Annotated in this window: 21 protein-coding genes; 8 read left to right on the top strand and 13 right to left on the bottom strand. The window is 65.8% G+C overall.

Annotation, left to right across the window (positions count from 1 at the left end):
- Window positions 1–105: 105 nt before the first annotated feature.
- The 4 genes from JG746_RS14435 to JG746_RS14420 form a co-directional block, all read right to left on the bottom strand.
- Window positions 106–342 carry a DUF680 domain-containing protein gene (locus tag JG746_RS14435; protein WP_202358737.1) on the bottom strand — a complete coding sequence of 79 codons (237 nt, stop codon included), beginning with the start codon at window positions 340–342 and terminating at the stop codon, window positions 106–108.
- Window positions 343–764: 422 nt separating this feature from the next.
- Window positions 765–1,061 (bottom strand): hypothetical protein, encoded by a 297-nt coding sequence (locus JG746_RS14430; protein WP_202358736.1) that lies wholly within the window; start codon window positions 1,059–1,061, stop codon window positions 765–767.
- A 166-nt stretch (window positions 1,062–1,227) separates the two neighbouring features.
- Window positions 1,228–2,190 carry an AraC family transcriptional regulator gene (locus JG746_RS14425; protein WP_202358735.1) on the bottom strand — a complete coding sequence of 321 codons (963 nt, stop codon included), beginning with the start codon at window positions 2,188–2,190 and terminating at the stop codon, window positions 1,228–1,230.
- Window positions 2,191–2,341: 151 nt separating this feature from the next.
- The gene (locus JG746_RS14420) at window positions 2,342–3,403 is read right to left on the bottom strand and encodes a helix-turn-helix domain-containing protein (protein ID WP_202358734.1); all 1,062 of its coding nucleotides are present in this window, start codon (window positions 3,401–3,403) and stop codon (window positions 2,342–2,344) included.
- Window positions 3,404–3,718: 315 nt separating this feature from the next.
- On the opposite strand from JG746_RS14420, the gene JG746_RS14415 reads away from it, so the two are divergent.
- From JG746_RS14415 to JG746_RS14405, 3 genes are read left to right on the top strand one after another with little or no spacing between them, the layout of a single operon-like run.
- Window positions 3,719–7,876: a Pls/PosA family non-ribosomal peptide synthetase gene (locus tag JG746_RS14415; protein ID WP_202358733.1), complete on the top strand. Its 4,158-nt coding sequence runs from the start codon at window positions 3,719–3,721 to the stop codon at window positions 7,874–7,876.
- Window positions 7,873–8,334, top strand: coding sequence for a GNAT family N-acetyltransferase (locus JG746_RS14410; RefSeq protein WP_244730803.1), 462 nt, complete (start codon window positions 7,873–7,875; stop codon window positions 8,332–8,334). The genes JG746_RS14415 and JG746_RS14410 overlap by 4 nt, the downstream gene beginning before the upstream one ends.
- A 29-nt stretch (window positions 8,335–8,363) precedes the next feature.
- A complete protein-coding gene (locus JG746_RS14405; RefSeq protein ID WP_202358732.1) occupies window positions 8,364–8,969 on the top strand; it encodes a 4'-phosphopantetheinyl transferase family protein in 606 nt (201 codons plus the stop codon).
- Window positions 8,970–8,978: 9 nt separating this feature from the next.
- Here JG746_RS14405 and JG746_RS14400 read toward each other — a convergent pair whose 3' ends face one another.
- The 3 genes from JG746_RS14400 to JG746_RS14390 all read right to left on the bottom strand — a co-directional run bounded on the left by JG746_RS14400 (window position 8,979) and on the right by JG746_RS14390 (window position 11,294).
- Complete coding sequence (locus JG746_RS14400; protein ID WP_202358731.1) at window positions 8,979–10,073, bottom strand: KamA family radical SAM protein; 1,095 nt, start codon at window positions 10,071–10,073, stop codon at window positions 8,979–8,981.
- Window positions 10,074–10,224: 151 nt separating this feature from the next.
- Window positions 10,225–11,115: an NmrA family NAD(P)-binding protein gene (locus tag JG746_RS14395; protein WP_202358730.1), complete on the bottom strand. Its 891-nt coding sequence runs from the start codon at window positions 11,113–11,115 to the stop codon at window positions 10,225–10,227.
- Window positions 11,112–11,294: a DUF1127 domain-containing protein gene (locus tag JG746_RS14390; protein ID WP_202358729.1), complete on the bottom strand. Its 183-nt coding sequence runs from the start codon at window positions 11,292–11,294 to the stop codon at window positions 11,112–11,114. Before JG746_RS14390 ends, JG746_RS14395 begins: the two co-directional genes overlap by 4 nt.
- 213 nt (window positions 11,295–11,507) lie before the next feature.
- On the opposite strand from JG746_RS14390, the gene gcvA reads away from it, so the two are divergent.
- Window positions 11,508–12,419, top strand: a complete 912-nt coding sequence (gcvA, locus tag JG746_RS14385) for a transcriptional regulator GcvA (RefSeq protein ID WP_202358728.1) — start codon at window positions 11,508–11,510, stop codon at window positions 12,417–12,419.
- Window positions 12,420–12,646: 227 nt separating this feature from the next.
- Here gcvA and JG746_RS14380 read toward each other — a convergent pair whose 3' ends face one another.
- Genes JG746_RS14380 through JG746_RS14370 form a run of 3 tightly spaced genes read right to left on the bottom strand, consistent with a single transcriptional unit; the run spans window position 12,647 to window position 14,544 of the window.
- On the bottom strand, window positions 12,647–12,859 hold the full coding sequence (locus JG746_RS14380; RefSeq protein ID WP_202358727.1) for a tautomerase family protein: 213 nt from the start codon (window positions 12,857–12,859) through the stop codon (window positions 12,647–12,649).
- 30 nt (window positions 12,860–12,889) lie between these two features.
- Window positions 12,890–13,786, bottom strand: coding sequence for an SDR family oxidoreductase (locus tag JG746_RS14375; RefSeq protein ID WP_202358726.1), 897 nt, complete (start codon window positions 13,784–13,786; stop codon window positions 12,890–12,892).
- A gap of 8 nt (window positions 13,787–13,794) precedes the next feature.
- Entirely contained in the window at window positions 13,795–14,544 is a 750-nt protein-coding gene (locus JG746_RS14370) for an SDR family oxidoreductase (RefSeq protein WP_202358725.1), read from the bottom strand.
- Between the two features lie 103 nt (window positions 14,545–14,647).
- Here JG746_RS14370 and JG746_RS14365 point away from each other — a divergent pair, with 103 nt between their 5' ends.
- The 3 genes from JG746_RS14365 (at window position 14,648) to JG746_RS14355 (ending at window position 17,636) form a co-directional block, all read left to right on the top strand.
- Window positions 14,648–15,541, top strand: a complete 894-nt coding sequence (locus JG746_RS14365; RefSeq protein WP_202358724.1) for a LysR family transcriptional regulator — start codon at window positions 14,648–14,650, stop codon at window positions 15,539–15,541.
- A 187-nt stretch (window positions 15,542–15,728) separates the two neighbouring features.
- The gene (locus tag JG746_RS14360) at window positions 15,729–16,664 is read left to right on the top strand and encodes a hypothetical protein (RefSeq protein ID WP_202358723.1); all 936 of its coding nucleotides are present in this window, start codon (window positions 15,729–15,731) and stop codon (window positions 16,662–16,664) included.
- A gap of 12 nt (window positions 16,665–16,676) precedes the next feature.
- Window positions 16,677–17,636: a DMT family transporter gene (locus JG746_RS14355; RefSeq protein ID WP_202358722.1), complete on the top strand. Its 960-nt coding sequence runs from the start codon at window positions 16,677–16,679 to the stop codon at window positions 17,634–17,636.
- 61 nt (window positions 17,637–17,697) lie between these two features.
- On the opposite strand, the gene JG746_RS14350 is transcribed toward JG746_RS14355, so the two are convergent.
- Window positions 17,698–19,254 (bottom strand): serine hydrolase, encoded by a 1,557-nt coding sequence (locus JG746_RS14350; RefSeq protein WP_202358721.1) that lies wholly within the window; start codon window positions 19,252–19,254, stop codon window positions 17,698–17,700.
- A 165-nt stretch (window positions 19,255–19,419) separates the two neighbouring features.
- Here JG746_RS14350 and JG746_RS14345 point away from each other — a divergent pair, with 165 nt between their 5' ends.
- Window positions 19,420–21,066: an acyl-CoA synthetase gene (locus JG746_RS14345; RefSeq protein ID WP_202358720.1), complete on the top strand. Its 1,647-nt coding sequence runs from the start codon at window positions 19,420–19,422 to the stop codon at window positions 21,064–21,066.
- Between the two features lie 66 nt (window positions 21,067–21,132).
- On the opposite strand, the gene JG746_RS14340 is transcribed toward JG746_RS14345, so the two are convergent.
- Together JG746_RS14340 and JG746_RS14335 are read right to left on the bottom strand one after the other, a co-directional pair.
- Window positions 21,133–21,906, bottom strand: coding sequence for a hypothetical protein (locus JG746_RS14340; protein ID WP_244730802.1), 774 nt, complete (start codon window positions 21,904–21,906; stop codon window positions 21,133–21,135).
- A gap of 34 nt (window positions 21,907–21,940) precedes the next feature.
- On the bottom strand, window positions 21,941–23,092 hold the full coding sequence (locus JG746_RS14335; protein WP_202358718.1) for a hypothetical protein: 1,152 nt from the start codon (window positions 23,090–23,092) through the stop codon (window positions 21,941–21,943).
- Window positions 23,093–23,532: the final 440 nt, after the last annotated feature.

Below are 23,532 nucleotides of genomic sequence, written 5' to 3'. Positions count from 1 at the left end.
GTGGCGGCAAAAAAATCGCGGAAGGAGCGACGGAGGGCCACGCCACATGGCCCCCCGTCCTGATCGCGGACCGGGTCGGGACCTCGAGGATGCCCCGCCCTGAACTCAGCGGCCCCAGATGCCCTGGCCGGGTTCGCCCGCATCAGTTTTGGTCGCCGGCCGGCCCGGTCCGGTCGTCACCCTGGTGTCGACGGGGGCCGTGTAGGGGATCGACGCGGTGGCATTGGTGTCGACGGAAGCGGCAGGCTGGTTGGCAGCGTCGGCGCCGAAATGGTCGCTGCCGGCAAAGGCGGCACTCGAGGCAAGCAACATCGCAGCCACGCTGAGAGCGAGCTTGGTCATTTGATAAATCCTTGTTTCGTTTCTTCGGGTCGCGGGCCGGATTGGCCCCGCTGAGATGAAGACCCGGCAGGGCGTCGCTTTATTCCCGGGGGGTGCGAGATTTTTTTGGAAGGTGGCCAGCAGTCGATGATCAGACCAATCGTCGAAGTCGGCGCTGCCCCTCACCTGCCTGCCGGGATCCTCTCCCCGTATAGTGACGGGGAGAGGGACGCTGTCATCGATGGTTTCGCCAATCACCAGCGTTGCAAGAGGACGCCGGCGTCGCCGCCTTCTCCCTTCTCCCCGTCACTATACGGGGAGAAGGGAGAAGGCGGATAAGGGGCGGCACCGGCATCTGTTAAATTCCTGGCTCACCCCAGCACACAAACACAAAAAAGCGCCGGCTCAGCGCCGGCGCCTCGGTGATGTCGGTCCCTGCCCGCCTACGGACAGGTCTTCTTGCCGCACACCGCGATGCAGATCGCCGGGTTCGAACAGGTGTAAGTCTTCTTGGAGCTGCTGCCTGACGATGAGCTGCCGCCGCCGGAGGCGGCGAGCTTGCCGGACCCGTCCAGCGCCTTCATGTCGCGGTTGCTCGCGCTGATCTTGCCGCAGATCTCGGCGCCGCAGACCGCCTTGCAGATCGCCGGGTTCCAGCATTTGTAGGCCGCGAAGACCTCGGTTGGAAGAAGGGCGCAGAAGACCGAGATGCCCAGGATCCATCTTTTCGCCGCACGCATTGTTGCCTCCACTGGCCAGTTTCCGATGTCACGGAGACCCGGCCGCCCAGCCTCCGTTCCCGCGCATGCCTCATGCAGCGCGTCCGCCGGCGCGACTATGCGGATGCCAGGGCATGGGCGTATCGCGCTGGCGGCACAGGCGCATGGCACTGGCGGAACAGGCGCCTCACTGCGCCAGGCCGGCGCGCACCTCGGAAGGCGTCATGCGATAGCGCGAGCGGAACTGCCGGTAGAAGGTCGACGGCTCGACCAGCCCCGCCTCGAAGGCGAGATCGGCGATCGGCCGTGCCGCGAAAATCGGGCTGGCGAGCTGCCGGTGGATGCGTTCCAGCCGCCTTTGCATGACATAGTCGGAAAAGCCCTGCCCCTCCTCGGCGAAAAGCCGCCTGATGTAGCGCGGGCTGATACCAAGGCTCCGGCCGGCCATCTCCGCCGACAGCCGCGCCTTGTGCAGATTCTCCTCGATGTAGGCTTTGATCGCTTGCATGCGCGCGGCGCGGACGCCGCGACCGGCGATCACTTCCCCCGCCTCGCGGCTGGCGCCGACCGCGGCCGCGAACAGATCGGCAATGTGCTGGGCCGCCAGCGGCGCGAGTGCAGCACTCATCCCGCCCTGCGCCACCGCCCTGACATAGGCCAGGAGAAGCCGCGCCTCCGGCATGGCGGGGTTGATCGCATCGGGCGCGAGATCGCCGACATGGCGCACCAGCGGCTCGAGCGTCGACCTGTCGAAGCGGGCGCAAATGGTCCACTCGCCGTTCGGCGCCCTGGCGCGCCAGCGCCCGTCCATCGGCATGATGCAGGGCGCGCCGGCCAGTGTCTCCACCGTTCCATGGCTTGGTGTGTCGAACCCCCAGCCGCCGGCGATCCAGGACACGACGAGGTCGTCATTGGCGTCCTGCCGCAGCGCTGACGTGCGTTCCCAGGCCATCGGCGCGACCTTGCCCTCGGCCACGCTCACTCCCGGCAGCAACAGCGTGGTGGCGCTCAGATGCAGCGCGCCGCCCTGCAGCGGCGCGAGGTCCAGCCGCATGCAGATGCGGCCATAGAATTCGCGCACCGCCTCTTCGCGCTCGCGGTCGGCAATCTCGTCCGTGGACAGGACGATGACATTGTCCGGGCTGGGCACCTGCGTTCGATCCCCGTTCTTCCCTGCGGTTTTCGTGCGGGCGGCAGGGACAGTTCAAGCCCTGCATGGACGCGCCGCGCGAAAGTGGCGGCAGGCGCAAGGAATGTGGCCCCTGGTGCAAGATCAGCCTCGAATGTCTGCGGGTCCGGGTTCAGCGAAGCTCGCGGATCCACTGCCACAGTGTGCGGTCCGCGCCATGCTCGCGGGTCAGGCTTCGGCCTTGCGCTGCAAGCGCGCGCATTTCGCGCGGCGTCATGTCGAAGCAACGCCGGAAGGCGCGGACAAAACTCTTGCGGTGGCCGAAGCCGTAGCGGCCGGCGATGTCGCCAATGGCTTCGTGCCGGTGGCCGGGATCGACGAGTTCGGCGCGGCAGCGGCGCAGCCTCTCCTCCTGGATGTATCTGGAGAAGCCGCCATGCGGCTCGAAGAGGTAATAGAGCTTGCGCGTCGAGATGCCGAACAGCGCGGCGATTGTCTCGGCGCTGAGATCCCGGCCGGTTACATGCCTGTCGACATGGCGGCGGATTTCGCCGGTCAGTGCCAGTTGCACCGACGCGGCGTTCTCCTCCGCGACAGTTGAATTGATCGCCGCGGCGGCGAGTTCCAGCGTCGGCCTGGTCACCGCCTCGGCATCCCTGCCGCTCATGGCCGGCGCTGCCTGGTAGAGGCTGATGAGATGGCCACGCAACAGCGCCGTCAAAGGCGCATTGCCGGGGACGACGCGCAGATTGTGCTCGTCGGGCGCCTTCAGCAGCGGCGCCAGCAGGCGGCGCGGCATGGTCAGGTTGAGGCTGTCGATGCCGGACGTCCCTGTCGACTGGGCCTGCGCCAGGTCGGAGACGATCAGGTCGCCCGGGCAGGCCTTTTCGTCCGGCCCGCCATCGCGCCGGCCGTGGCTGCCCCGCAGGCAGAGCTGCACGGTGATCTGGTCGAGACCGTCGCGACCGATGCGGGCGCGCGAGCGGTCGAAATTCTGCGCGACGCAGCGGTAGGAACTGAGAGCGATCCCGCCGAAATGCAAGGCTTCCGCATGGAAATGGAAGCGGTCGTCGCCGCCATTGCGCAAGCGGACGTCGTAGAAGAAGCCCATGCTCTCCTGCCACAGCGCGACAGCCTGCCGGGGCGCCAGGCCCGCCGAATCCAGCACGGAACGCGGAACCCCGCGATCCGCGAGAGCCCTGCCCGGCTCCTGACCGTTGCCTGTCGCCGCCATCCGCCACGATCCTCCGCGAACCACGCAGCATAGGCATGTCTGCCGGGCAGCGACAACACCGGCCTTGCGCGGCTCCTCCAGCCCGTTCGCACGGCCTCAGACACAATTCAGAAACAAGTTTCAACAGTTCGGAAAAACTGGCGAAAAGATCGGATGGCATAACCATCCCGCGGGGGACTGCGGATTCTTCCTTTTCGGAAGCCTCGGTTCTCCACCAACAAGGGTCAAATTGCAGCGGCTGCACAGCCGAAATGCCTGCTCGAACGGCGGCATGAACAGCCGGGCGATGCGCGGCCAGGACGAGAAAGTTTGGAAATGGATCACGGTGTCGATATCGCCGCACTCGACAGGGACACGGCAAGACTGGACGGAGAGTCCGAAACTGGTCTGGCCACGGATGGACTGGCCAAAAATAGGCTAGCAAGCGTCGATGCCCTGATGAAGGGTGCTCAGCGGCCCCTGGCCGCGCATGGCCAGATTCTGACCGGCGCCAATTTCGCCCGGGCAGGCCAGCCCGACGAGCGGCTCGATACGGTCTTCGAGCAGCTCGCCGACACATACGCCACCTTGCCGGCCGTGATCTCCGACGGACAAGTCTGGACCTATCGGCAGCTGGACAGCCGCGCCAACCAGTTCGCCCGTGTGCTGGTCAAGCGCGGCGTACGGCCGGGCCATCGGGTCGGGCTCATTCTCGACCGGTCGGCGGAAACCTATGTCGCCTTGCTCGCCGTCGTGAAGGCAGGCGCCGCCTTCGTGCCGCTGGCCACCGCCTTCCCGCAAGAGCGCATGGCGCTGATCATCGAAGACGCCAGCGTCAGCCTGGTCGTCACCATCGCCAGCTATGCGTCGCGGGCCGACCAGCTGCCGGTACCCAATGTGCTGATCGACAGCGCCGCCGCCGAAATCTCCAAACAGTCCGCCGCGCCGCTGAAGCCGAACAAGACGACGGCCCCCACAGCCGTCGAGGACATCTGCTACATCCTGTACACGTCGGGCACGACCGGCAGGCCGAAGGGCGTGGCCATCAGGCACCAGAGCTTCGTCAACTTCATCCGCGTCGCCGCCGCATCCTACGGCTATCATCAGGGCGATCGCGTCTACCAGGGCATGACGATTGCCTTCGACTTCTCCTCCGAGGAGATCTGGGTGCCCTTCGTCGCCGGTGCGACCGTGGTGCCCGCGCCCGGCCAGATGCCGCTGGTCGGCGAGGAACTGGCGGATTTCCTGCGGTTCCATGAAATCACCTGCATGGCCTGCAGCCCGACGCTTCTGTCGTCGATGACATCGGATGTGCCTAGCCTGCGCACGCTGCTGGTCGGCGGCGAGGCCTGCCCGCACAATCTGGTGGTGCGCTGGTCGAAGCCGGGCCGGCAGATCCTCAACACCTATGGCCCGACCGAGGCGACCGTCACCGCAACGATGGGCGCGCTGACGCCGGACAGGCCCGTCACCATCGGCGCGCCGCTGCCCACCTATTCCATCGTTATCCTCGATGCGTCGCTGCCGGAACTGGCCGAACCTGGCGAACTGGGCGAGATCGGCATTGCCGGCATCGGGCTCGCGGTCGGTTACCTCAACCGGCAGGACCTGACGGAACAGAAGTTCATCCCCGATTTCCTCGGCCTGCCGAACAACCCGTCCAAGCGCATCTACCGCACCGGCGATCTTGGCCGGATCAACGACGATGGCGAGATCGAATATGCCGGGCGCATCGACACCCAGGTGAAGATCCGTGGCTATCGCATCGAGCTCGGCGAGATCGAGGCGGTGCTGCTGGACCAGCCCGAGATCGCGCAGGCTGCCGTCACCACCTGGGAGATCGAGCCCGGCCGCGTCGAACTCGTCGCCTACTACGCGCCCAAGGCCGGATCCCCGGCGCTCTCGCGGGCCGATCTCGCCCAGACGATGAAGCGGCGTCTGCCGGATTACATGGTCCCCTCCTATCTGGAGGAACTGCCGGCAATCCCGATGACGGTCTCCAACAAGGTGGACCTTCGCCAGCTGCCGAAGCCGACAAGCGTGCGGCTTTCCGCCAACCGGGAAATGGTTGCGCCCGGCAATGACGACGAGCGCTTCCTGGCCGAAGCCCTGGCCACGGTGCTGAAATTCGACGAAGTGTCGGTCGAGGACAATTTCTTCGACGATCTCGGCGCCAACTCGCTGCTGATGGCGCATTTCTGCGCCCGCGTGCGCACCCGCAAGGAATGGGCGACGACGTCCATGCGCGACATCTATCTCCATCCGACGGTGGCGCGCCTGGCCAAGCACCTCAGCGTCTCGCAAGAGATGACGGCCGCCACCAACGAGCCTGTCCTCACCCGCCAGGCATCGAACCTTGCCTACTGGACCTGTGGCATGGCGCAGTTGCTGTTCTACGGCGTCTACAGCTATGCGGGCCTGTGGGCGATCAACATCGGCCTCAACTGGATGTATGAGGCGCTCGACGATCCGCTACAGCTCTATGTCAGATGCGTGGCGCTCTCGGCCGGCGTGTTCTTCGGCATGACGGGCTTTGCCGTCCTGGCGAAATGGGTTCTCATCGGCCGATGGAAGGCCGAAGCCTTCCCCATCTGGGGCCTGCGCTACTACCGCTTCTGGGTGGTCAAGACCTTGATCCGCACCGCCCCCGTCGTGCTGTTCCGCGGAAGCCCGCTCTACAGCTTCTATCTGCAGCTTCTCGGCACCAAACTCGGGCACAATGCCGTCATCGAATCCAAGTCCGTGCCCGTCTGCACGGACCTCATCTCGATCGGCGACAACACCATCCTGCGCAAGGAATCGATGATCCTCGGCTATCGGGCGCAGTCAGGCTATATCCACACCGGGCCGCTGACCATCGGTCGCGATGCCTTCATCGGTGTGGGCTCCACGCTCGACATCGACACCTCGATTGGCGACGGCGGCCAGCTCGGCCATTCGTCCTCGCTGCAGCGCGGGCAAAGCATCCCGGATGGCGAACACTGGCATGGATCGCCGGCCGTGCCGACCACGGCGGACTATTGCAAGGTGCGTAATGTGAATCCTTACCAGGTCCGGCGCTTCCTCTATGAGGCCGTTCAGCTGGTGGGGCTGTTTTTCATCGTCACCCCGCTGCCATTCCTGTTCCAGAGCTATTGGGAGAACGTCGGCGACGACTACCAGGAGACCATCGGCCTGGTCGCGGTCGGCACCACGGTCACGCTTTTCGGCTATATCGCCGTGGCCTTTCTCGTGGCGACGCTGGTGCCCCGCTTGACAAATCTGGTTCTGAAGCCCGGCCGCACCTACACGCTTTACGGCTTCCGCTACTGGCTGCAGACCGTCGCCGAATTCACCAGCAACTCCCGCGTGCTGGGGCTGCTGTTCGGCGACAGCTCGGCGATCGTGCACTACATGCGGGCCATCGGCTGGAACCTCAACAAGGTGGTGCAGACCGGCTCCAACTTCGGCTCCAACCAGCAGCACGAAAACCCGCTTTTGTGTGAGATCGGCACCGAGACCATGGTGTCGGACGGCCTGTTCATGATCAACATGCACAAATCCGCCTCCGCATTCCGGCTCGAGCGGACGCGCATTGGCGAGCGCAACTATCTCGGCAACAACATCTACTATCCGCCGGATGGACGCACGGGCGACAACGTCCTGCTCGGAACCAAGGTGATGATCCCCATCGACGGGCCGGTGCGCGAGAATGTCGGGCTCCTGGGCTCGCCGGCCTTTGAAATCCCGCGCATGGTCAACCGCGACAAGGAACTCATCGCCGGCGTCGACGAGGCCGACCGACGCCAGCGCATCCCGCACAAGAACCGCCACAATCTGGTGACCATCCTTCTGTTCTTGGCAACGCAATGGGTCATGTTGTTCGCCACGATCGCGATCTGGGACCGGGCGCTGAACTACTACACCGAATGGGCTGAGGTGGCGCTGTTCGTCGCCGTGCTCCTGACCTCGGCGATCACCATTCCGTTCTACATCTTTGTCGAGCGGGCAAGCCTTGGTTTTCGCAGGCTGAAGCCGCGGATCACGACGATCTACGACGTCGACTTCTGGCGTCACGAACGCCACTGGAAGCTGGCGGATTCGCCGATCGTGCGCCTGTTCGCCGGCACGCCGTTCCGGCCGATGATCCTGCGCCTGCTGGGCGTCAAGGTCGGCAGCAGAGTCTATGATGGCGGCGCCAACCTCACCGAGCGATCGCTGGTCGAGATCGGCGACGACGTGACGCTCAACGAAGGCTGCGTCATCCAGGCTCACTCGCTGGAGGAAGGCGCGTTCAAGTCCGACTACATCCGCATCGGCAAGGGCTGCACGCTCGGACCGTCCGCCTTTGTCCATTACGGCGTCGTGATGGGCGAAGGATCGGTGGCCGACACCGATTCCTTCGTGATGAAGGGTGAGGAGCTGGAGCCCTACTCCATCTGGCGCGGCAATCCGGCCAAGCTGCATCGCTTCGTGACCCCGGTCACGGACGACGGCGCCAAGGCGCCGGCTTGACGGCCACAGAAATCCGTCTCGCCCCGGTGACCAGGGCCAATCAGGCCCTGGTCACGGCGCTGGAACTGGCGCCGGAGCAGATGGATTTCGTCGCTGGCAACGCTGCGTCGCTGGAGGAGGCGCAATCCGACGAGGATGCGCGGCCGCGTGTCATCATGGCCGGCGATCGCATCGTCGGCTTCCTAATGTACGACGCGCCGCTGGATGACGACGAGGCGCGCATCTACCGTTTCATGATCGACCGCGCCAGCCAGGGCAAAGGCTATGGCAAGGCCGCGTTGCGCGAGGTGCTGCGCGAGATCGGCGGGCTCGGCCACATCAGGCACGTCTCCATTTGCTACGAGCCGGAGAATGAAGCGGCGCGCCAGCTCTATCGCAGCGCCGGTTTCGTGGAAGAAGGGCTCGACGAGGATGGCGAAATGATCGCCGACCTCGTCCTGCCGAGGCATGACCCTTGACGCTTCCACCCTCCCCTGAAGCCGCGTTGATGGAAGCGATGGCGGCAATCGCGCCTGCGAGCGTGCGGACCGGATGCCGGGCAATCAGGGACGCGGACGAGGCCCATCTGCTGCCCGAGGAAGCGCGTTCCATCTCCGCGCGCCAGCCGGCCATGCGGCGCGCCAGCGGGGCTGCCCGCTGGATCGCGCACCGGCTGCTGGCCGATATCGGCGTCAAGGACGTCGCCATCCCGCGCGCGCCATCCGGGGCCCCGCTCTGGCCGGACAGGACAATTGGCTCGCTTGCCCATGACGACGACATGGCCGTGGCGGCGGTCGCGCCTGTAGGCAGTATCGTCTCTCTTGGCATTGACGTCGAGCCCGCCCAGCCTCTGCCAGACGACATCTTCGCGATCGTTGCAACCGGCGCGGATCGCACAGGCGCCGCGGACCAGCGGCTTGCCGGCCGCATCCTCTTTGCCGCCAAGGAAGCGGTCTACAAGGCAGCCTATCCGCTCGATCGCGAGGTGCTGGGCTACGAGGATATCGCCGTCGACCTCGACGCGGGCCGCGCGACGACGAAGACCGGCCGCAAGGTCAGCCTCGCCTACTGCGTCGCCCCGCGCGTGGTGGTGTTGGCGTTTGTCGGGAAATAGCGCACCGCCCTATTCCCCAACGATCTCCCGATAGTCCCTCACCGCGCCATCCAGCCCGCGTATCCGCCAGTTATCCCCATCGTGGGCCTCGACAGGACACGGCCCGAGCGGCACCTTGCCGCCGCCTTCCGGCAGGTCGAGCACATAGACGGGATTGCAGATGCCCGACAGGCGTGCCCTCAGCGCTTCCACCAGCGCCTGACCCTGCGCGATCGTGGTGCGCCGGTGCGCCATGCCGCGCGCGAGGTCGCCATGGTGCAGGTAATAGGGTTTTACCCCGAGCCGGTACATCAGCTCGCGGCAGAGCTCTTCCAGCACCTCGACGGTATCGTTGACACCTTTCAGCAGAACGCTCTGATTGAGCAGCACGAAGCCCGCCTGCCGCATCGTCCGGCATGCCGCTTCCGCCGCGTCGGTGATCTCGCGGGGATGGTTGAAGTGGGTGACGACGGTGACCATCAGCCGCCCCTGCAGCGCTTCGACCAGCCCGGATGTGATGCGCGACGGCAGCACGACAGGCACGCGCGTGTGGATGCGTAAGAGCCGCACATGCGCAATGGCCTCGATGCGCGCGCGGATTTCGGCCAGTGCTGTGTCCGGCAGCGACAGGGGATCGCCACCGGTGAGGATCACTTCGCGGATTTCGGGATGATCCGCGATATAGGTCAGCGCCGGCTCCAGCGCCTCGCGCGTGTAGCCGCGGCCGATCGAGGTCAGCGATTCCTTGCGGAAGCAGAACCGGCAATAGACCGCGCATTGATAGGTCGGGAACAACAGCACCCGGTCGGCATGGCGATGCGTCAGTCGCGGCACCGGACTGAACTCATGGTCGGCGATCGGATCGCCAAGCTCGCCCTCCACCTCGTCCAGTTCGCCCAGTGACGGGATCACCTGCGCGCGGATCGGATCGGCCGGGTCGGTCCAGTCGATCAGATCGAGATAGGCTTTTGGCGCGCGCACCTTGTGGAGGGCCGCGGCAGCTTGGGCGGCCGCGCGCTCGGCAGGCGACAGCGGCAGCCGGTCGAGATCGCGCACATGGCGCACGCCTTGGCGGACATCGTCCTGCCAGGTGGGGGCGCGCGTTGCATCTTTGAGGTCGGTCATAACAGGTCTCGGAGTTGTCGCGCGGACCTATCGGCCGGATGAGCAGCGCGGTCAACCGTCACTGGAAGCCAACCACGCAAGCCGCACCCTACGGCGCCCCCCTCTGTCCGGCAGTACAGAGGGGGCGTCGTAGGACACTAGCCTTCCCAGGTCAGCGCCCACCCCTCTCGGCCATCGTCACAAAAGCACTCTCAATCGTCTCAAACTTCAACTCCGGATAAAGCACACTCGCCTCTGGCGTGTCCGTCTCCTGCGCGGTCTCGCCACGGATCCAGAACGCCCGCAGCAATCCAAGGCCGGGGACTGCCGCGATCAACCCTTCCAGTTCCTCCGCACTCATATTCACGACACGCGGCGAGCGGCCGCTGACCCGGCGCCAGAGATCGATCATCGCACCCTGCGTGATCCTGTTCTGCGCGATCCTGATTTCGCAGCGGACGGCATTGGGATCCTCCAGCGCGCGCATGGTGACGGCGGCGATGTCCTTCTCGCTGACGAAGGTCGCCGGCACATTGCCCTCGCCATAGAGCGTCACCTCGTCCGGCGGCAGCACGGCCGAGCCGAAGCGCGTCAGGTCGCCCAGCGTCGCCACCCAGGTCGAGAAGAAGCCGTTAGTGTAGATCACTGTATAGGGCAGGTCGGCCTCCCTCACCGCATCGAACACGGCCCTCTTGATGTCGAGCGGCGCGATCGTGCCGGGTGCGGCGGCGGCAAAGTCGAGCCCGAAGCCGGCGGACGGCACGAAGCGGGAGACGCCGACATCTTTCACGGCGCGCACCAGTTCCATCTCGCTGGCCGAACCGACATGCACCGAGCTGATGACGCGATCGGCCTTGCCGACGGCGCGCACGAGGCTGTCATAGTCGTCGAGGTCGCCGACATGAACCGTGGCGCCCAATTCCTTGAGCGGACGCATCCGCTCTTCATTGGCCGACGTTGCCGCTCGAACCAGGACGTGGACGCTGTCGCCCTTGCGCGCGCTGGCCTTCGCCATTTCGCTGCCCAGAAGCCCCGTCGCGCCGATGATCAGGGTGCTGGTCATATCGCCCTCCCATTGTGCAGGATGGAACCGTCCCAGTCGCGATCCAGGCCGATGTCCTGCAACCGACGGTCGGAGAGCCGGGAAATCCGGCGCAGCACGCGGCGGCGCTCGAATGCTGCGGTGCTGCGCACGGCAAGGCCGCTCATCGCGGCACCGATAGGTCCAAGGGTCAAAGTCATGTCAGTCTCCTGTTTGCTGGGCCGCAAGCCGGCCGGTGCCGCCCCAACGGGGCGAGCATGACGATCGCTCACACTATGTCTGGTCATCAGGCGCTTCGACGGAAGGAAACTTGATGTCTGTGCGCCGGTACACCCTGATATTGGGCATTTCCGGGCTGGACGACAAACGACTCTTTGTGCAGGATTTGTGAGCAACGCTCACAGGTCGAGATCATGCCGCGCAGACTGCCGCCCCTCACCGCCTTGCCCGCCTTCGACGCCGCCGCCAGGCATCTGAGCTTCTCCAGGGCGGCGGAGGAGCTCAACCTCACCCATGGCGCGGTCAGCCGGGCCATCCGCAACATCGAGGACAGGCTCGGCATCCAGCTGTTCGACCGGGGAACGCGATCCGTGCGCCTGACCGCCGTCGGTGCGGCCTACGCGGTGGAGGTCGGCAAGGCGCTGGACCAGATCGCCGCCGCCACCATCGCCGCCACGCCCGACCGCTCGACGCGCATCCTGAACGTCTCCACATCGGATGGTTTCGCCGGCCGCTGGCTGGTGCCGAGGCTGCATCGCTTCCACCGCGCCAATGCCGATATCGACGTGCGGCTGGCGACCTCGGGCGTGCTGGCCGATTTCGTTAGCGACGGCATCGACATCGCCATCCGCTACGGCAAGGGCGGCTATACCGGCGTGACGGCGGAATTTCTCGCCGACGAGGAGGTCTTCCCCGTCTGCAGCCCGGAGCTGCTGCAAGGCGAACATCCGCTGCGCGTGCCCGGGGACCTCAGGCACCACAAATTGATCCACGACGCCTTTCGCATCGACTGGGCCACATGGCTGCAACAGGCCGGCGTCGAGGGCATCGACCCCAAACGCGGCGTGCGCTTCGATTCCGCCACCTTCGCCGTCGAGGCCGCCGTGCATGGCGAAGGCGTGCTGCTCGGCCGCAGCGCGCTGGTCTCGGCCGACCTGGCATCGGGGCGGTTGGTGCGTCCCTTCGAGCTGGCGCTGAGATCGGCGGCCAGCTACCACCTCGTCTATCCCGACGGCGCGCTGCGCCAGAAGAAGGTCAGGGCGTTTCGCGACTGGCTGTTTGCCGAGGTCGCGGCTGACTGGGTGGGGATGGCCAGGAGGGACTGAGCAGCGCCGCGCTGCCCCCCACCCCGCTGCTGCGCAGCGACCCTCCCCACAAGGGGGAGGGTGAGGAAGTGCCCACCCGTCCGCACCTGTAGAGACGTGGAAAGGCAGGCTCCCTACCTCCCCCTTGTGGGGAGGTCGGACCGAAGGTCCGGGTGGGGGTCCTGGCGCAGACCTATCTGGATCTGGGTTCCTCGCTCCCGGTCGCCCGCGGCAAGGGTCGCTCCTACCTACTCCTTCGCGCGATAGGCTTCAGGTATGACGGACACCTCGTCGGCGCGGCCATAGCCGCCGTCGGCGATCTCCTCCACCAGCACCATCGTGGTGGGCCGCACGCCTTCGCCGAAAAAGTCAACGAACATGGCGGTGGTCCGATGGATGAGGTCTTCCTTCTGTGCCTTGGAGAGTGCGGCCTGCGGCAGCTTGATGTTGGCAAATGGCATGATCGTTTCCTTTTCTGTTGAGGTTGGGTTTCAGGCTCTGGGGTGGAGCAGGTCGGCGAGGCCGATCCGTTCCAGGAGTTGTGCGCGCACGCGGTCGGCAACGCCGTTGACGATTGCAGCACCATCGTCGGAGGGGTCGACATGGACACGCAGCGGACGGCTGCCGTGCGGCATCGCCACGAGCTCGACGATGGCCTCGGCGACCTCGGCCGGATCGGCATACGCCGGCTCCAGGGACGCCAGCCCCTTCAGCGCCTGCTGGTCGGCACCGGCATAGGGGCCGGACCAATAGGCGCCGGCGCGCCCGGCATCGTCGGGCGCCGCCGCATGGTGGAAATGCTCCGTGCCCTTGGTGAAGGCGCCCGGCACTACGATGGTCGTTTCGATGCCGAAGCGGGCGAGTTCAAGTGCGTAGCTCTGCGCCAGCGCATCCATGCCGGCCTTGGCGGCGAAATAGGGCGCCAGGAAGGGAGGAGTGCCGCCGCGCGTGCTGCTCGAACCGACCCAGATCATCTGGCCTCGGCCGAGGGAGCGCATATGCGGCAGGGCCGCGCGGTTGACGCGCTGTGGGCCGACGACATTGACGTCATAGAGCTGCGCCAGCTGCGCTGGCGAGAACGCCTCGGCCGGCCCGAACCCCATATGCCCGGCATTGTGGATGAGCACGTCGAGCCGGCCGGCTTCGCCGAGGATCTGCTGGATCGCCCCTTCGGCAGAGGCGTCCGAGGTGACGTCGAGCGCGATCGTCCTGAGCGCAACGTTCTCGTCCCGCGCAAGCGTCTCCATCTCGGCCGCAGCCGCGCCGCCACGCGCCGAGGGGTCGCGCATCGAGGCGTAGACCGTGTGGCCAGCTCTCGCCAGCGCCCGCGCCGTCATGGCGCCAAAACCGCTGGAGGCGCCGGTGATCAGGATTGTCTGCTTCATCATTGCCTCCCTCAGATCACGCCGCCATTGGCGCGGATGATTTGCCCGTTGACCCAGCCGCTGTCCGGCCCGGCCAGGAACGCGACCACGCCGGCAATGTCTTCGGGCTGGCCGAGCCGGCCGAGCGGGATCATCTTGGCCGTAGCCTCGATCTGCGCCGCGCTCTTGCCGTCCATGAACAGCGCGGTCTCGACCGGGCCGGGCGCCACCGCGTTGACGGTGATCCGGCGCGCGCCAAGCTCCTTGGCCAGGATATGCGTCATCGCTTCGACAGCCCCCTTGGTGGCGGCATAGACGCCGTAACCCGGCTGGTAGAGGCCGACGACGCTCGAGGAGAAATTGACGATGCGGCCACCGTCGCGAAGCCGTTTTGCGCCTTCGCGCATGCCCCGGAACACGCCGCCGAGATTGATCGCGATCTGCGTGTCGAAGGCGGCATCGTCGGTCGCGGCGATCGGCGACAGCTTCATGATGCCGGCATTGTTGACCAATATGTCGACGCCGCCGAGCGCCTTCTCGCCGGCATCGAACAGTGTGGCGATGCCTGCGGGGTCGGCGATGTCGGCCTGCACGGCGATCGCCTTGCCGCCTTCGGCCTCGATCGCGCCGACCACCGCCTCGGCCTCGGCCTGGCCCCGCGCATAGTTGACGACGACGGCGATGCCGTCGCGGGCAAGCCGCTGCGCGATCGCAGCACCGATGCCCTTGGAGGCGCCGGTCACGATCGCGGTTCTGGTTGGGTCTGTCTGCCGGTCTGTCATGGAAGTCGCTCCGTTTTGCTGGTGACACGGATATAGATGCAGCCATCCGCCGGATAATCGGCCGCCTCTTGACATCACTATTCGGAAACTGCGAACAAAGAGCATGGATCGCCTGGATACGATGCGGCTCTTCGTTCGCGTGCTGGAGCGGCGCAGTTTCACCGCTGCCGCCGCCGATCTCGGCCTTCCCAGGTCAACCGCAACGGAAGCGATCCGCCGGCTCGAAGAACATCTCGGCGCGCGGCTTTTGGAGCGCACGACGCGGCAGGTGAACGCCACGCAGGACGGCGAGGCCTATTACCGGCGCTGCCTGTCGATCCTGGCCGAGATCGAGGATGCCGAGGCCGCCTTCCGCAACGCCGAGCCCTTCGGCCTGCTGCGCATCGACGCCAGCACGCTGCTCACCCGCACCTTCCTGCTGCCGCGCCTGCCGGAATTCCTCGCCCGCTTTCCCCGCATCGACCTGCAGATCGGCCAGAGCGACCGGCTGGTCGACCTGGTGCGCGAGGGCGTCGATTGCGTCATCCGCGTCGGCGAGCCGCCCGACAGCGGCATGATCATGCGCCGGCTGGGGATGATCCGCGAGATGACCTGCGCCAGCCCTGTCTATCTCTCTCGCCACGGCATACCCGCCTCCCCCGACGCGCTTGACGGCCACCAGGCGGTCGGCTTCGTCTCGTCGCGCACCGGCGAGGTGCTGCCCTTCGAATTCACCGTCGGCGGCAAGACCCGCGAGATCAGGCTGCCGGCCCGCGTCGCCGCCAACAATTCCGACACCGCCGCGGACCTCGCCCGGCTCGGCCTCGGCCTCATCCAGGCGCCGCGCTATCGCTTCGAGAAGGACCTTGCTCAGGGTACGCTGGTCGAGGTGCTGGGCGGCTATCCGCCCTCGCCGACACCTTTGTCGGCGCTCTACCCGCAGAATCGCCAGCTCTCGCCGCGCCTGCGCGTCTTCCTCGACTGGGCCGCGCGCATCTTCGCCGAGGCGAACCTTTAGAGCAATTCCAGCAAAAGTGTGAAACGGTTTTCCGTCCGGAATTGCGCCAAACAAAGAGAGGGATGCGGCCATCGATCCGTTGCTCACAATGGGCACCTCGCCGCCATCGACCCCATCACCAACGAAACCGTAGGTATTGAAGCAAAATGGCTCTATTCTGCGCAGTCTGGGGTCTTGGGATACGCGGATGGATTTCAGCACGGGCCACGGCTACCTCCTCATCGGCGGCCTCATCCTGGTCGGCGCCGGGCTGCTCATCCTGTCGCTGATCGTCAATCTTCGCGTCGCCCACAGCGTGCGCACCGACGTGCGCCATCGCGAAAAGCTGCTCGAATATTATCGCAACATCTTTTCACAGCTGGGCGTGATCCTGATCGGCATCGGCGTGTCGCTGTTCATCTTCTTCTTCCAGCAGAACTATCAGGACCAGCGCAGGCGCGAGACGGAGCTGCAGCAGGTTTTGGCCAAGCTCGCCGCGCGCATTGCCCGCGGCGCGCCTGTCATGCAGTCGCTGGAAGAATTCGACGAGCTCTTGGATGAAGGCGGGCCCTATCTCGATCCCCATCTCGGCGGCAAGAACACCGCCGTCAGCCTCCAGGGAACAGAGCTCGGCAAACAGGCGGCCAGGATCCTGCTGGTCGAGCGCGACGTCGATCTCGCGGACTTCGAGGTGCTGAACTTGTCGCGCGATTTCGAATCCTCTTTCGTCGTCAACGAGCTCGATTCCAGGCTGTGGTTCGACATCGTGCGCGACGAGAGCGAGATCAAATACGCCACGACCCAGCTCACCCTCGACTACAAGGACCTGCGCGACACGATCGGCGGCGATCCGGCGGAGGCAGCGGTCGCCGATCCTGAAAAGGAACGCCGGGTCAAGCAGGAGGTGCTCGACATCTTCTACGATGCCGACCTGCTGCGCCAGCGCTCCAGGCGGCATCTGGCCCGCGCCTGCTGGCTGTTCAGCCAAGGCCGCGGCTTCGTCGGCGCGGCCCCGGTCGATGCGATCGAGGCCGATGCCAGGTCGCAGCAGGAATGGATTGAACGGTCGAAACCGGTGTTGTCGCAGGCGAAGTCGGGCGGCGGCGACTGCTTCAAGCTGCTCCAGTTCAACCCCGCGTCCTGAGGAGGACATGACATGCAGGCAGTGCCGATAGCGCATCAAGCCGCGCAACCCGCGGTCGGCCCCGTATCCTCCGTGACCGGCTATCCGGCCGCCGTCCTGTGCTGGCTGCTTTCGGCTGGTGTCTATATCGCGGCCAAATGGGTGGCGCCTGAAATGCCGCCCTGGGGCCTCTGCTTTTGGCGGCTGACGCTTGCTTGCGCCATCCTGCTGCCGATTGTGCACCGCCATCACGACGCGATGATCGGGCTTTTGCGAACGCGCGCCGTGGAGGTCGTCGCCGTGGGGGCGATCGGCCTCACACTATGCCAGGGTATGATCTACCATGGCCTCAACGACACCGATGCCACCACGGCCGGCATCATCATGGCGCTGTCGCCGGTCATGACGATGGTGCTCGCCCGTCTCGTGCTTGGCGAACCGCTCGGGCTGTGGAAGTCGCTTGGCGCGCTGGTTGCGCTCGCCGGGATGAGTTTCATCGTTGCCCACGGGAACCTGACGGCCCTGCTGCAACTCAAGTTCAACGCCGGCGAGCTCTGGATTGTCGGCAGCGCGTTCTGCTGGGGCCTCTACACCGTGCTTTTGCGGCGTGCCAAATTCGGCATCGAACTCCTGCCGATGGTCGTGCTGCTGCTCGGCGCCGGTGCGCTGGTCGCCTTGCCTTTCCATATGTGGGAATTGTTCAACGACGAACGCTCCGCCATGAACGTCCACAGCATTCTCGCGCTCACCTATCTGGCAGGTCCGGGCGGTGCCTTGATGTACTATCTCTACAACAAGAGCGTGGAAACGCTCGGCGCGAGCCGGGCGAGCATGCTGCTCTACCTGCAGACGGTGTTCGTCGCCATGCTCGCCTATCTGCTGCTCGGCGAGGACTTGCACGATTACGATCTGGTCGGTGCGGCCTTCATTGTCGTCGGCATCATACTCGCCACCGTGGTCAAACCCAGATCAGCTCAACCACGCGTGGCGTAGAAATCTTGCAAGTGCGGCACAAGACGTGCGGCCGGCCGCCGTTTGTTGCCCCCGTCAGCCCCTAGTCACCCACCCGCCGCAGTGTGCCCAGATGATTGTCGTCGAGGAAGCCTATGGTCATGGCCGATGCCTTGCCGTCGGGGCCGACGACGAAGCTCACGCCGGTTGGCCTGTCCGGTGTCTCGGCATCGGGGAAGGTCAGGAAAAGGTCGCCGTCGAAATGCGCCAGGGAATAGGACCGGGCGCCGGTCGGGCCGACCTTGAGCACAAGCCCCTCTCCCGCATTCGCCACGGTAGCATTGCCGAAGAAGTCGTTGGTGTAGCGGCCGGCATAGGCGTTTGCCGGACGGGCCGGCCTTGCCGGAGATGGCGGCGCGGCATAGGTGGCCTTGGCCGCGTCGACCGCCGGGCCGAACATTCCGGCATAGATGCCGTTCCATGCCTTGACCCAGTCTTTCTGGACCGCCCCCTCGAAAACGAGGTCTGCAAAACTGTCGGACAGCCCTTCCGGCACGCCTGTCGGGAAGGCGTTGGCGATGATGACGATGCCAAGCTTCTCCCGCGGGAAGATCGTCACCAGCGTGCGTGCGCCGACGCTGAAGGCGCCGGCATGGCCCCAGCTCAGGCCATGGCGGCCGAATTCGACATTCCAGCCGAGGCCGTAGAAGGATTCGCCGCCGGAGACAGGGTTCTTGCCGCGTGTCATCAGCGGCACATGCGTCTGATCCAACGCATCGGCTGATATCAGCGTCCTGCCGGCATAGACCCCGTTGCCGAGGATGAGGCGCACCCATTGCGAGAGATCGCGCGCGGTGGAGCTGACGCCGCCGGCGGGCGCCTGCGCGTCCGGATTGCGCTCTATCCTGGCGGCCCAGGCGCCATCGACCATGATGTGCAGCGCGGCACGATCGGCGCGCTTGACGAAGTCCGAATGACGCGAACTGGTCGAGGCCATGCCAAGCGGACGGTAGAGCTTCTCCTCGGCGACCTCCTCCCAGGGCTTGCCAGTCGGCATGGCGGCCGCGACGGCGCCCTCGGTCAGTCCGAAATTGCTGTAGGAGTAGCCGGCACGGAAGCTCGACGATGGCTGCACGAAGCGCAGGCGATGCAGGATCTCGGCGCGGTCGTAGCCTATGTCCTCGAGGTCGTCTCCGGCGGTGCCGGGCAGTCCGCTGCGGTGCGAAAACAGGTCGCGTATGGTGAGTTGGCTGGTCGGATAGGGGTCGGCCAGCCGGAAGGCCGGATCGAGGTCGGCGATCTTCGAATCCCAGGACACGATCCCGTCGCTGACCAGCGCCGCCACGACGGTGGCGGAGACCGGCTTGGAAAGCGAGGCGATCTGGAACACCGTGTCGGCGTCGACCGCCTCCGGCTTGCCGGCCTCGCGATGGCCGAAACCTTTGAGGAAGACCACGTCATCGTCATGCACCACCGCGATGGCGAGACCGGGAACGGCACCGTCCTTGACCACGGCTTCGGCGAGCGCTTCGAGCTTCGGCAGGGCAGCGGCGATGCGCTCGGGCGTGATGGTGTCGGCAGGCGCCGCCTGCGGCCAAAGCGCCAGGACGGCGATGAAGGTCCAGAGTCGCCAATGGCAGAGGTTCCGATCCAGCCGCATGCCCGAGCCTCCTCTACTGCATTCACCCGGCCATGATACAGGCCGGTGCGGACGAGGCCAATGCCTGCCCCCACCTTCGTCGCAATCGACCATCACAACGATTTCAGGCAATCTGACGGATGATGGCGCTCCATGGGGAGATGGGCGCCGCCAGGGAGGACTGACATGACCGGCTTGCCGCGCTATGAGGACGCCGTTGCGGCCTTTCGCATCGAGGATGAGATCGCCAGGCTCGACGGCGACCCGGCGACCGGCATCAACGCCTATGTCGAGTGCTGCGGCCGTTACACCGGTCAGAACCGGCTGGCGCTGCGCGCGATCTCCGCCGGCGGCGCGTTGCGCGAATTCAGCTTCGACGACCTCGCTGATATGTCGGGCCGCGTCGCCAACCTGCTCAGGGATGTTGGCGTCGGCCCCGGCGATGTCGTCGCCGGCATGCTGCCGCGCATTTCCGAGCTCATAGCGCTTATCCTCGGCACATGGCGCATCGGCGCCGTCTACCAGCCGCTGTTCACCGCCTTCGGCCCGAAGGCGATCGAACACCGCCTCGGCTACAGCGGCGCCAGGCTGGTGGTGACCAATCCGGCCAATCGCGGCAAGCTCGACGAGATCGAGAACTGCCCGCGCGTGGCGACCATTCTCGGCCCCGGCGATGCCTTGCCTCAAGGCGACATCGACTTCCGCGCCGCCCTTGCCTCTGCCTCGCCCGATTGCGAACCCGTCATGCGCAAGGGCGACGACCTGTTCATGATGATGTCGACATCGGGAACGACAGGCCTGCCCAAAGGCGTGCCGGTGCCGCTCAGCGCGCTGCTCGCCTTCGGCGCCTATATGCGTGACGCCATCGGGCTGCGCCCCGACGACGTCTTCTGGAACATCGCCGATCCCGGCTGGGCCTACGGCCTCTATTACGCCATCACGGGGCCCCTGATGCTCGGCATCGCCACCACCTTCAACGAGGGTGCCTTCACGGCCAAAAGCACCTACGAAATCATCGAGCGGCTCGGCGTCACCAGCCTCGCCGGCTCGCCCACCGCCTTCCGCCTGCTGCTCGCCGAAGGGCCCGAGGCCGCCGCCCGCATCAAGGGCCGGCTGCGTGTTGTGAGCAGCGCCGGCGAGCCGCTGAACCCGGAAGTCATCCGCTGGTTCGACGCTCACCTCAATGCGCCCATCCACGATCATTACGGCCAGACCGAAAACGGCATGATGGTCAACAACCATCATGGGCTTTCACATACTGTGCGCGCGGGCTCCGCCGGCTTTGCCATGCCGGGCTACCGCATGGTGGTGCTGGACGACGAAGGCAACGAACTCGGCCCCAACCAGCCCGGCATCCTTGCCGTCGACATCGCCAATTCACCGCTGCGCTGGTTCGACGGCTATCACCAGGCCGAGACGCCGGCGATCGCGGGCGGCTATTACCGTACCGGCGACACGGTGGAATACGAGCCCGACGGCTCGGTCTCCTTCATCGGCCGCGCCGACGATGTCATCACCTCGTCCGGCTACCGCATCGGCCCGTTCGATGTCGAAAGCGCGCTCATCGAACACCCCGCGGTCAACGAGGCGGCCGTGGTCGGCGTGCCCGACCCGCAGCGCACCGAAATCGTCAAGGCCTTCGTCATCCTGGCTTCCGCCTACCAGGGCAGCCCGGAACTGGCCGAGGAACTGGCGCAACACGTCCGCAAACGGCTGTCCGCCCACGCCTATCCGCGCGAAATCGATTTCGTCGCCGAATTGCCGAAGACGCCGAGCGGCAAGATCCAGCGGTTCCTGCTGAGGAAGGCGGAGGTGGAGAAGCGCAAGGGGTAGCAGGCCGCTCATACCGGACCGGCTCGGGCAGCGATGGAACGCCGTGCGGCCTGTTGCAGGTTCCTACTATATGACCGCAATGACCCTGCCCGCCGCATTGAGCCGGCAGCCGACTTGCGCTTGCCGGACCTCGACGCCGCTGCGTCCTGCATAGTCTATTCGCACCTTGATCGGGGCCGTCAGCGCACCTCCGCGTTGACGCAGGACGCCCGCGCTGACCGCGCGGACACGGACGGCGCCAAGCGGCTTGGCAGCGGATAGGATCGCCGCGCGGCAGGCTTGCACGACCGCGGGCGGCGTACCGGGTTTCGCTTTCAGTGCTTCCAGGGGTGCAAAAGGATATCCCCTGGTGAGGTCGCCCTGACCGGCTTTGGAGGGCCTGAGGACGGCCGGGAGGACAATCGATTGCCTGGCGGTCCTGGCAGAGGCGGTTGCTGCCGGGGCAGCGGCTGTCGTTGCGGAGCCAGTGCCTGTCGTGGCAGAACCACTGGCTGCCGTGGCGGCCGAACCACCAGGAGCGGCAGCCGATCCGGTTTCGGCGGACGGGTCGGCGCCCAGGCCGACACCTGTCGAAAGGCCTCCGCCCGTGGTGCCGACGTTGCCGCCGGCACTGACGCCCGCGCTGACTGATCCATTGCCCGCGCCGACCGAAGCGCCGACATTGGCGCCGCCGACACCGCCGACGCTCGCGCCCACGCCCACGGATGCGCCTTGCGAACCGGCGCTCACTCCAGCACCGAGCCCGAGACCGCCGACCTTGCCGCCTACATCGAGAGCCGAGGCAGGCCCGATCGCGATACCGATCGTCAACGCGGCAGCGAAATATTTTTTCACCGTCATCCTCCGTGCGCCATGCATTTCGCTCACCTGTCTTTCACTGCGAAAGTGGTCGGACCGGCAGCAATGCGGGGGGAAGAGTGATGGTTGCCAGCATGACTGGTTGCGGCGACTTTGGACCCTTCACCTTCCGTTTTTTCGGCAAGCCCGGGTTTTGGGCTGCGGCCGAACGCGGCAGCGAACGCGCGAGTGCGCTCTTGGGGCCTTTGGATGGGCGAACCACGGCCGCGGTCCGACGTTTTTCCCTGGCGCTGTAAATCTGTTCGCGAGCGGCACTGAGGCTGCGTGCCAGGCCGTTGGCTCTTTCACGCTCCTGGTCCAGCGCCGCGCTCAAATCCATCGAGCTCCGCTTCAAAGCGTCGCTTTCCCTACGAGCACTGTCGAGGTCACGCATGGCTGAATCGGCTCGTCGGCGTTCCAGTTCGAGCGCATTGCGAGCCTGGTTCGAAACGGCGTCGGCCGCTTGCCGGTCCTTCATCGCCTTGGCCTGCTCCGCTGCGGCCAGATTTGCGCCTGTCTTTAGCACATCGATCGCCTGACGGGCCGTGGCGAGTTCCTGTTCCAGGAGTTCGACCTTATGGCGCTCCTCATCAAGCGCCTGCGTCGAAGCGGCGTCGGCCGCTTGCCGGTCCCTCACGGCCTTGGCCTGCTCCGCGATAGCCAGATTTGCGCCTGTCTTGAGCGTATCGATCGTCTGGCGGGCCGTGGCGAGTTCCCGTTCCAGGCGCTCCACCTTATGGCGCTCCTCATCCAGTGCCTGCGTCGCCGCAGGCTGGGATGCATCCGTGGCGGGAGGCGCTTCAGGCATCGTGCCTTTGCTGTCCAGGAGGCTGGCTTCCGCCCTGAAATTTTCGATGGCGCGCTGCGCCGTCTCCAGATTGAGCGTGAGCGCTTCGTCCGTCTGCTGCTGCTCTTTCAAGGCCTGCGCCTGCCTGGCCAACTCGGCCCGTGCCGCGGCCAATTCGCGGCGCAAGGCCTGCTCATCCTCGCCGGGCGCCGGATTGGAAGTGCCGGATCCGGCCGCGCCTGGCTGCATCTTGTCCGGTTCTTTCGCGAGATCGGCGCGCTCCGAAACTGCGATCGGCGAATGGCCATTGGCCGCGGCAGTCGCGGTCGCGTCCGGCGCCAGCTGGCTATTTGCCGGAAATGCCGACAGCAGGATGAGGATTGACGAAACGGCCGGCAGCATGGCGTTTCGCCCGCCGCCAGGTGTCCCCTGAAGAAAAAGCGAAGGCCGTCGCTTGGTAAAGGTGAAGTCAAGGCGCGGACATTTGGACCTGGTACCCTGCAAATGATTCATCACCTGACCTCACCTGGCGCGACCCTCACCGCGATCGTATTCTCCACTTAGTTCGAGCCACGGCGCTGGATGCCGCGTCACCCGGACGCTACCTCCTATTTCCCTGCTTGTTGTCATTCGAACGAACGAATGAAGCTTCCCCTGCTTGATACGGCAAGGACGGCTCGGTTTGAATCGGCAACGGTCGGCATGATCAAGCGGTCTCCACGCAAGACATCCTGCCCCGGCGCAGGGAGCAGGTTCGCCCCTGGAGTGGTCGAGCACCAAAACCTTGACTGCTAGGGCGCGCCAGCCTCTTGTGCCAGGAGGTTCGGCCGGCAAGGGAGGTG

The sequence above is a fragment of the Mesorhizobium sp. 113-3-3 genome (assembly GCF_016756495.1).
Classification (GTDB): Bacteria; Pseudomonadota; Alphaproteobacteria; order Rhizobiales; family Rhizobiaceae; genus Mesorhizobium.
This window is presented reverse-complemented; position numbering and strand designations above follow the sequence as displayed.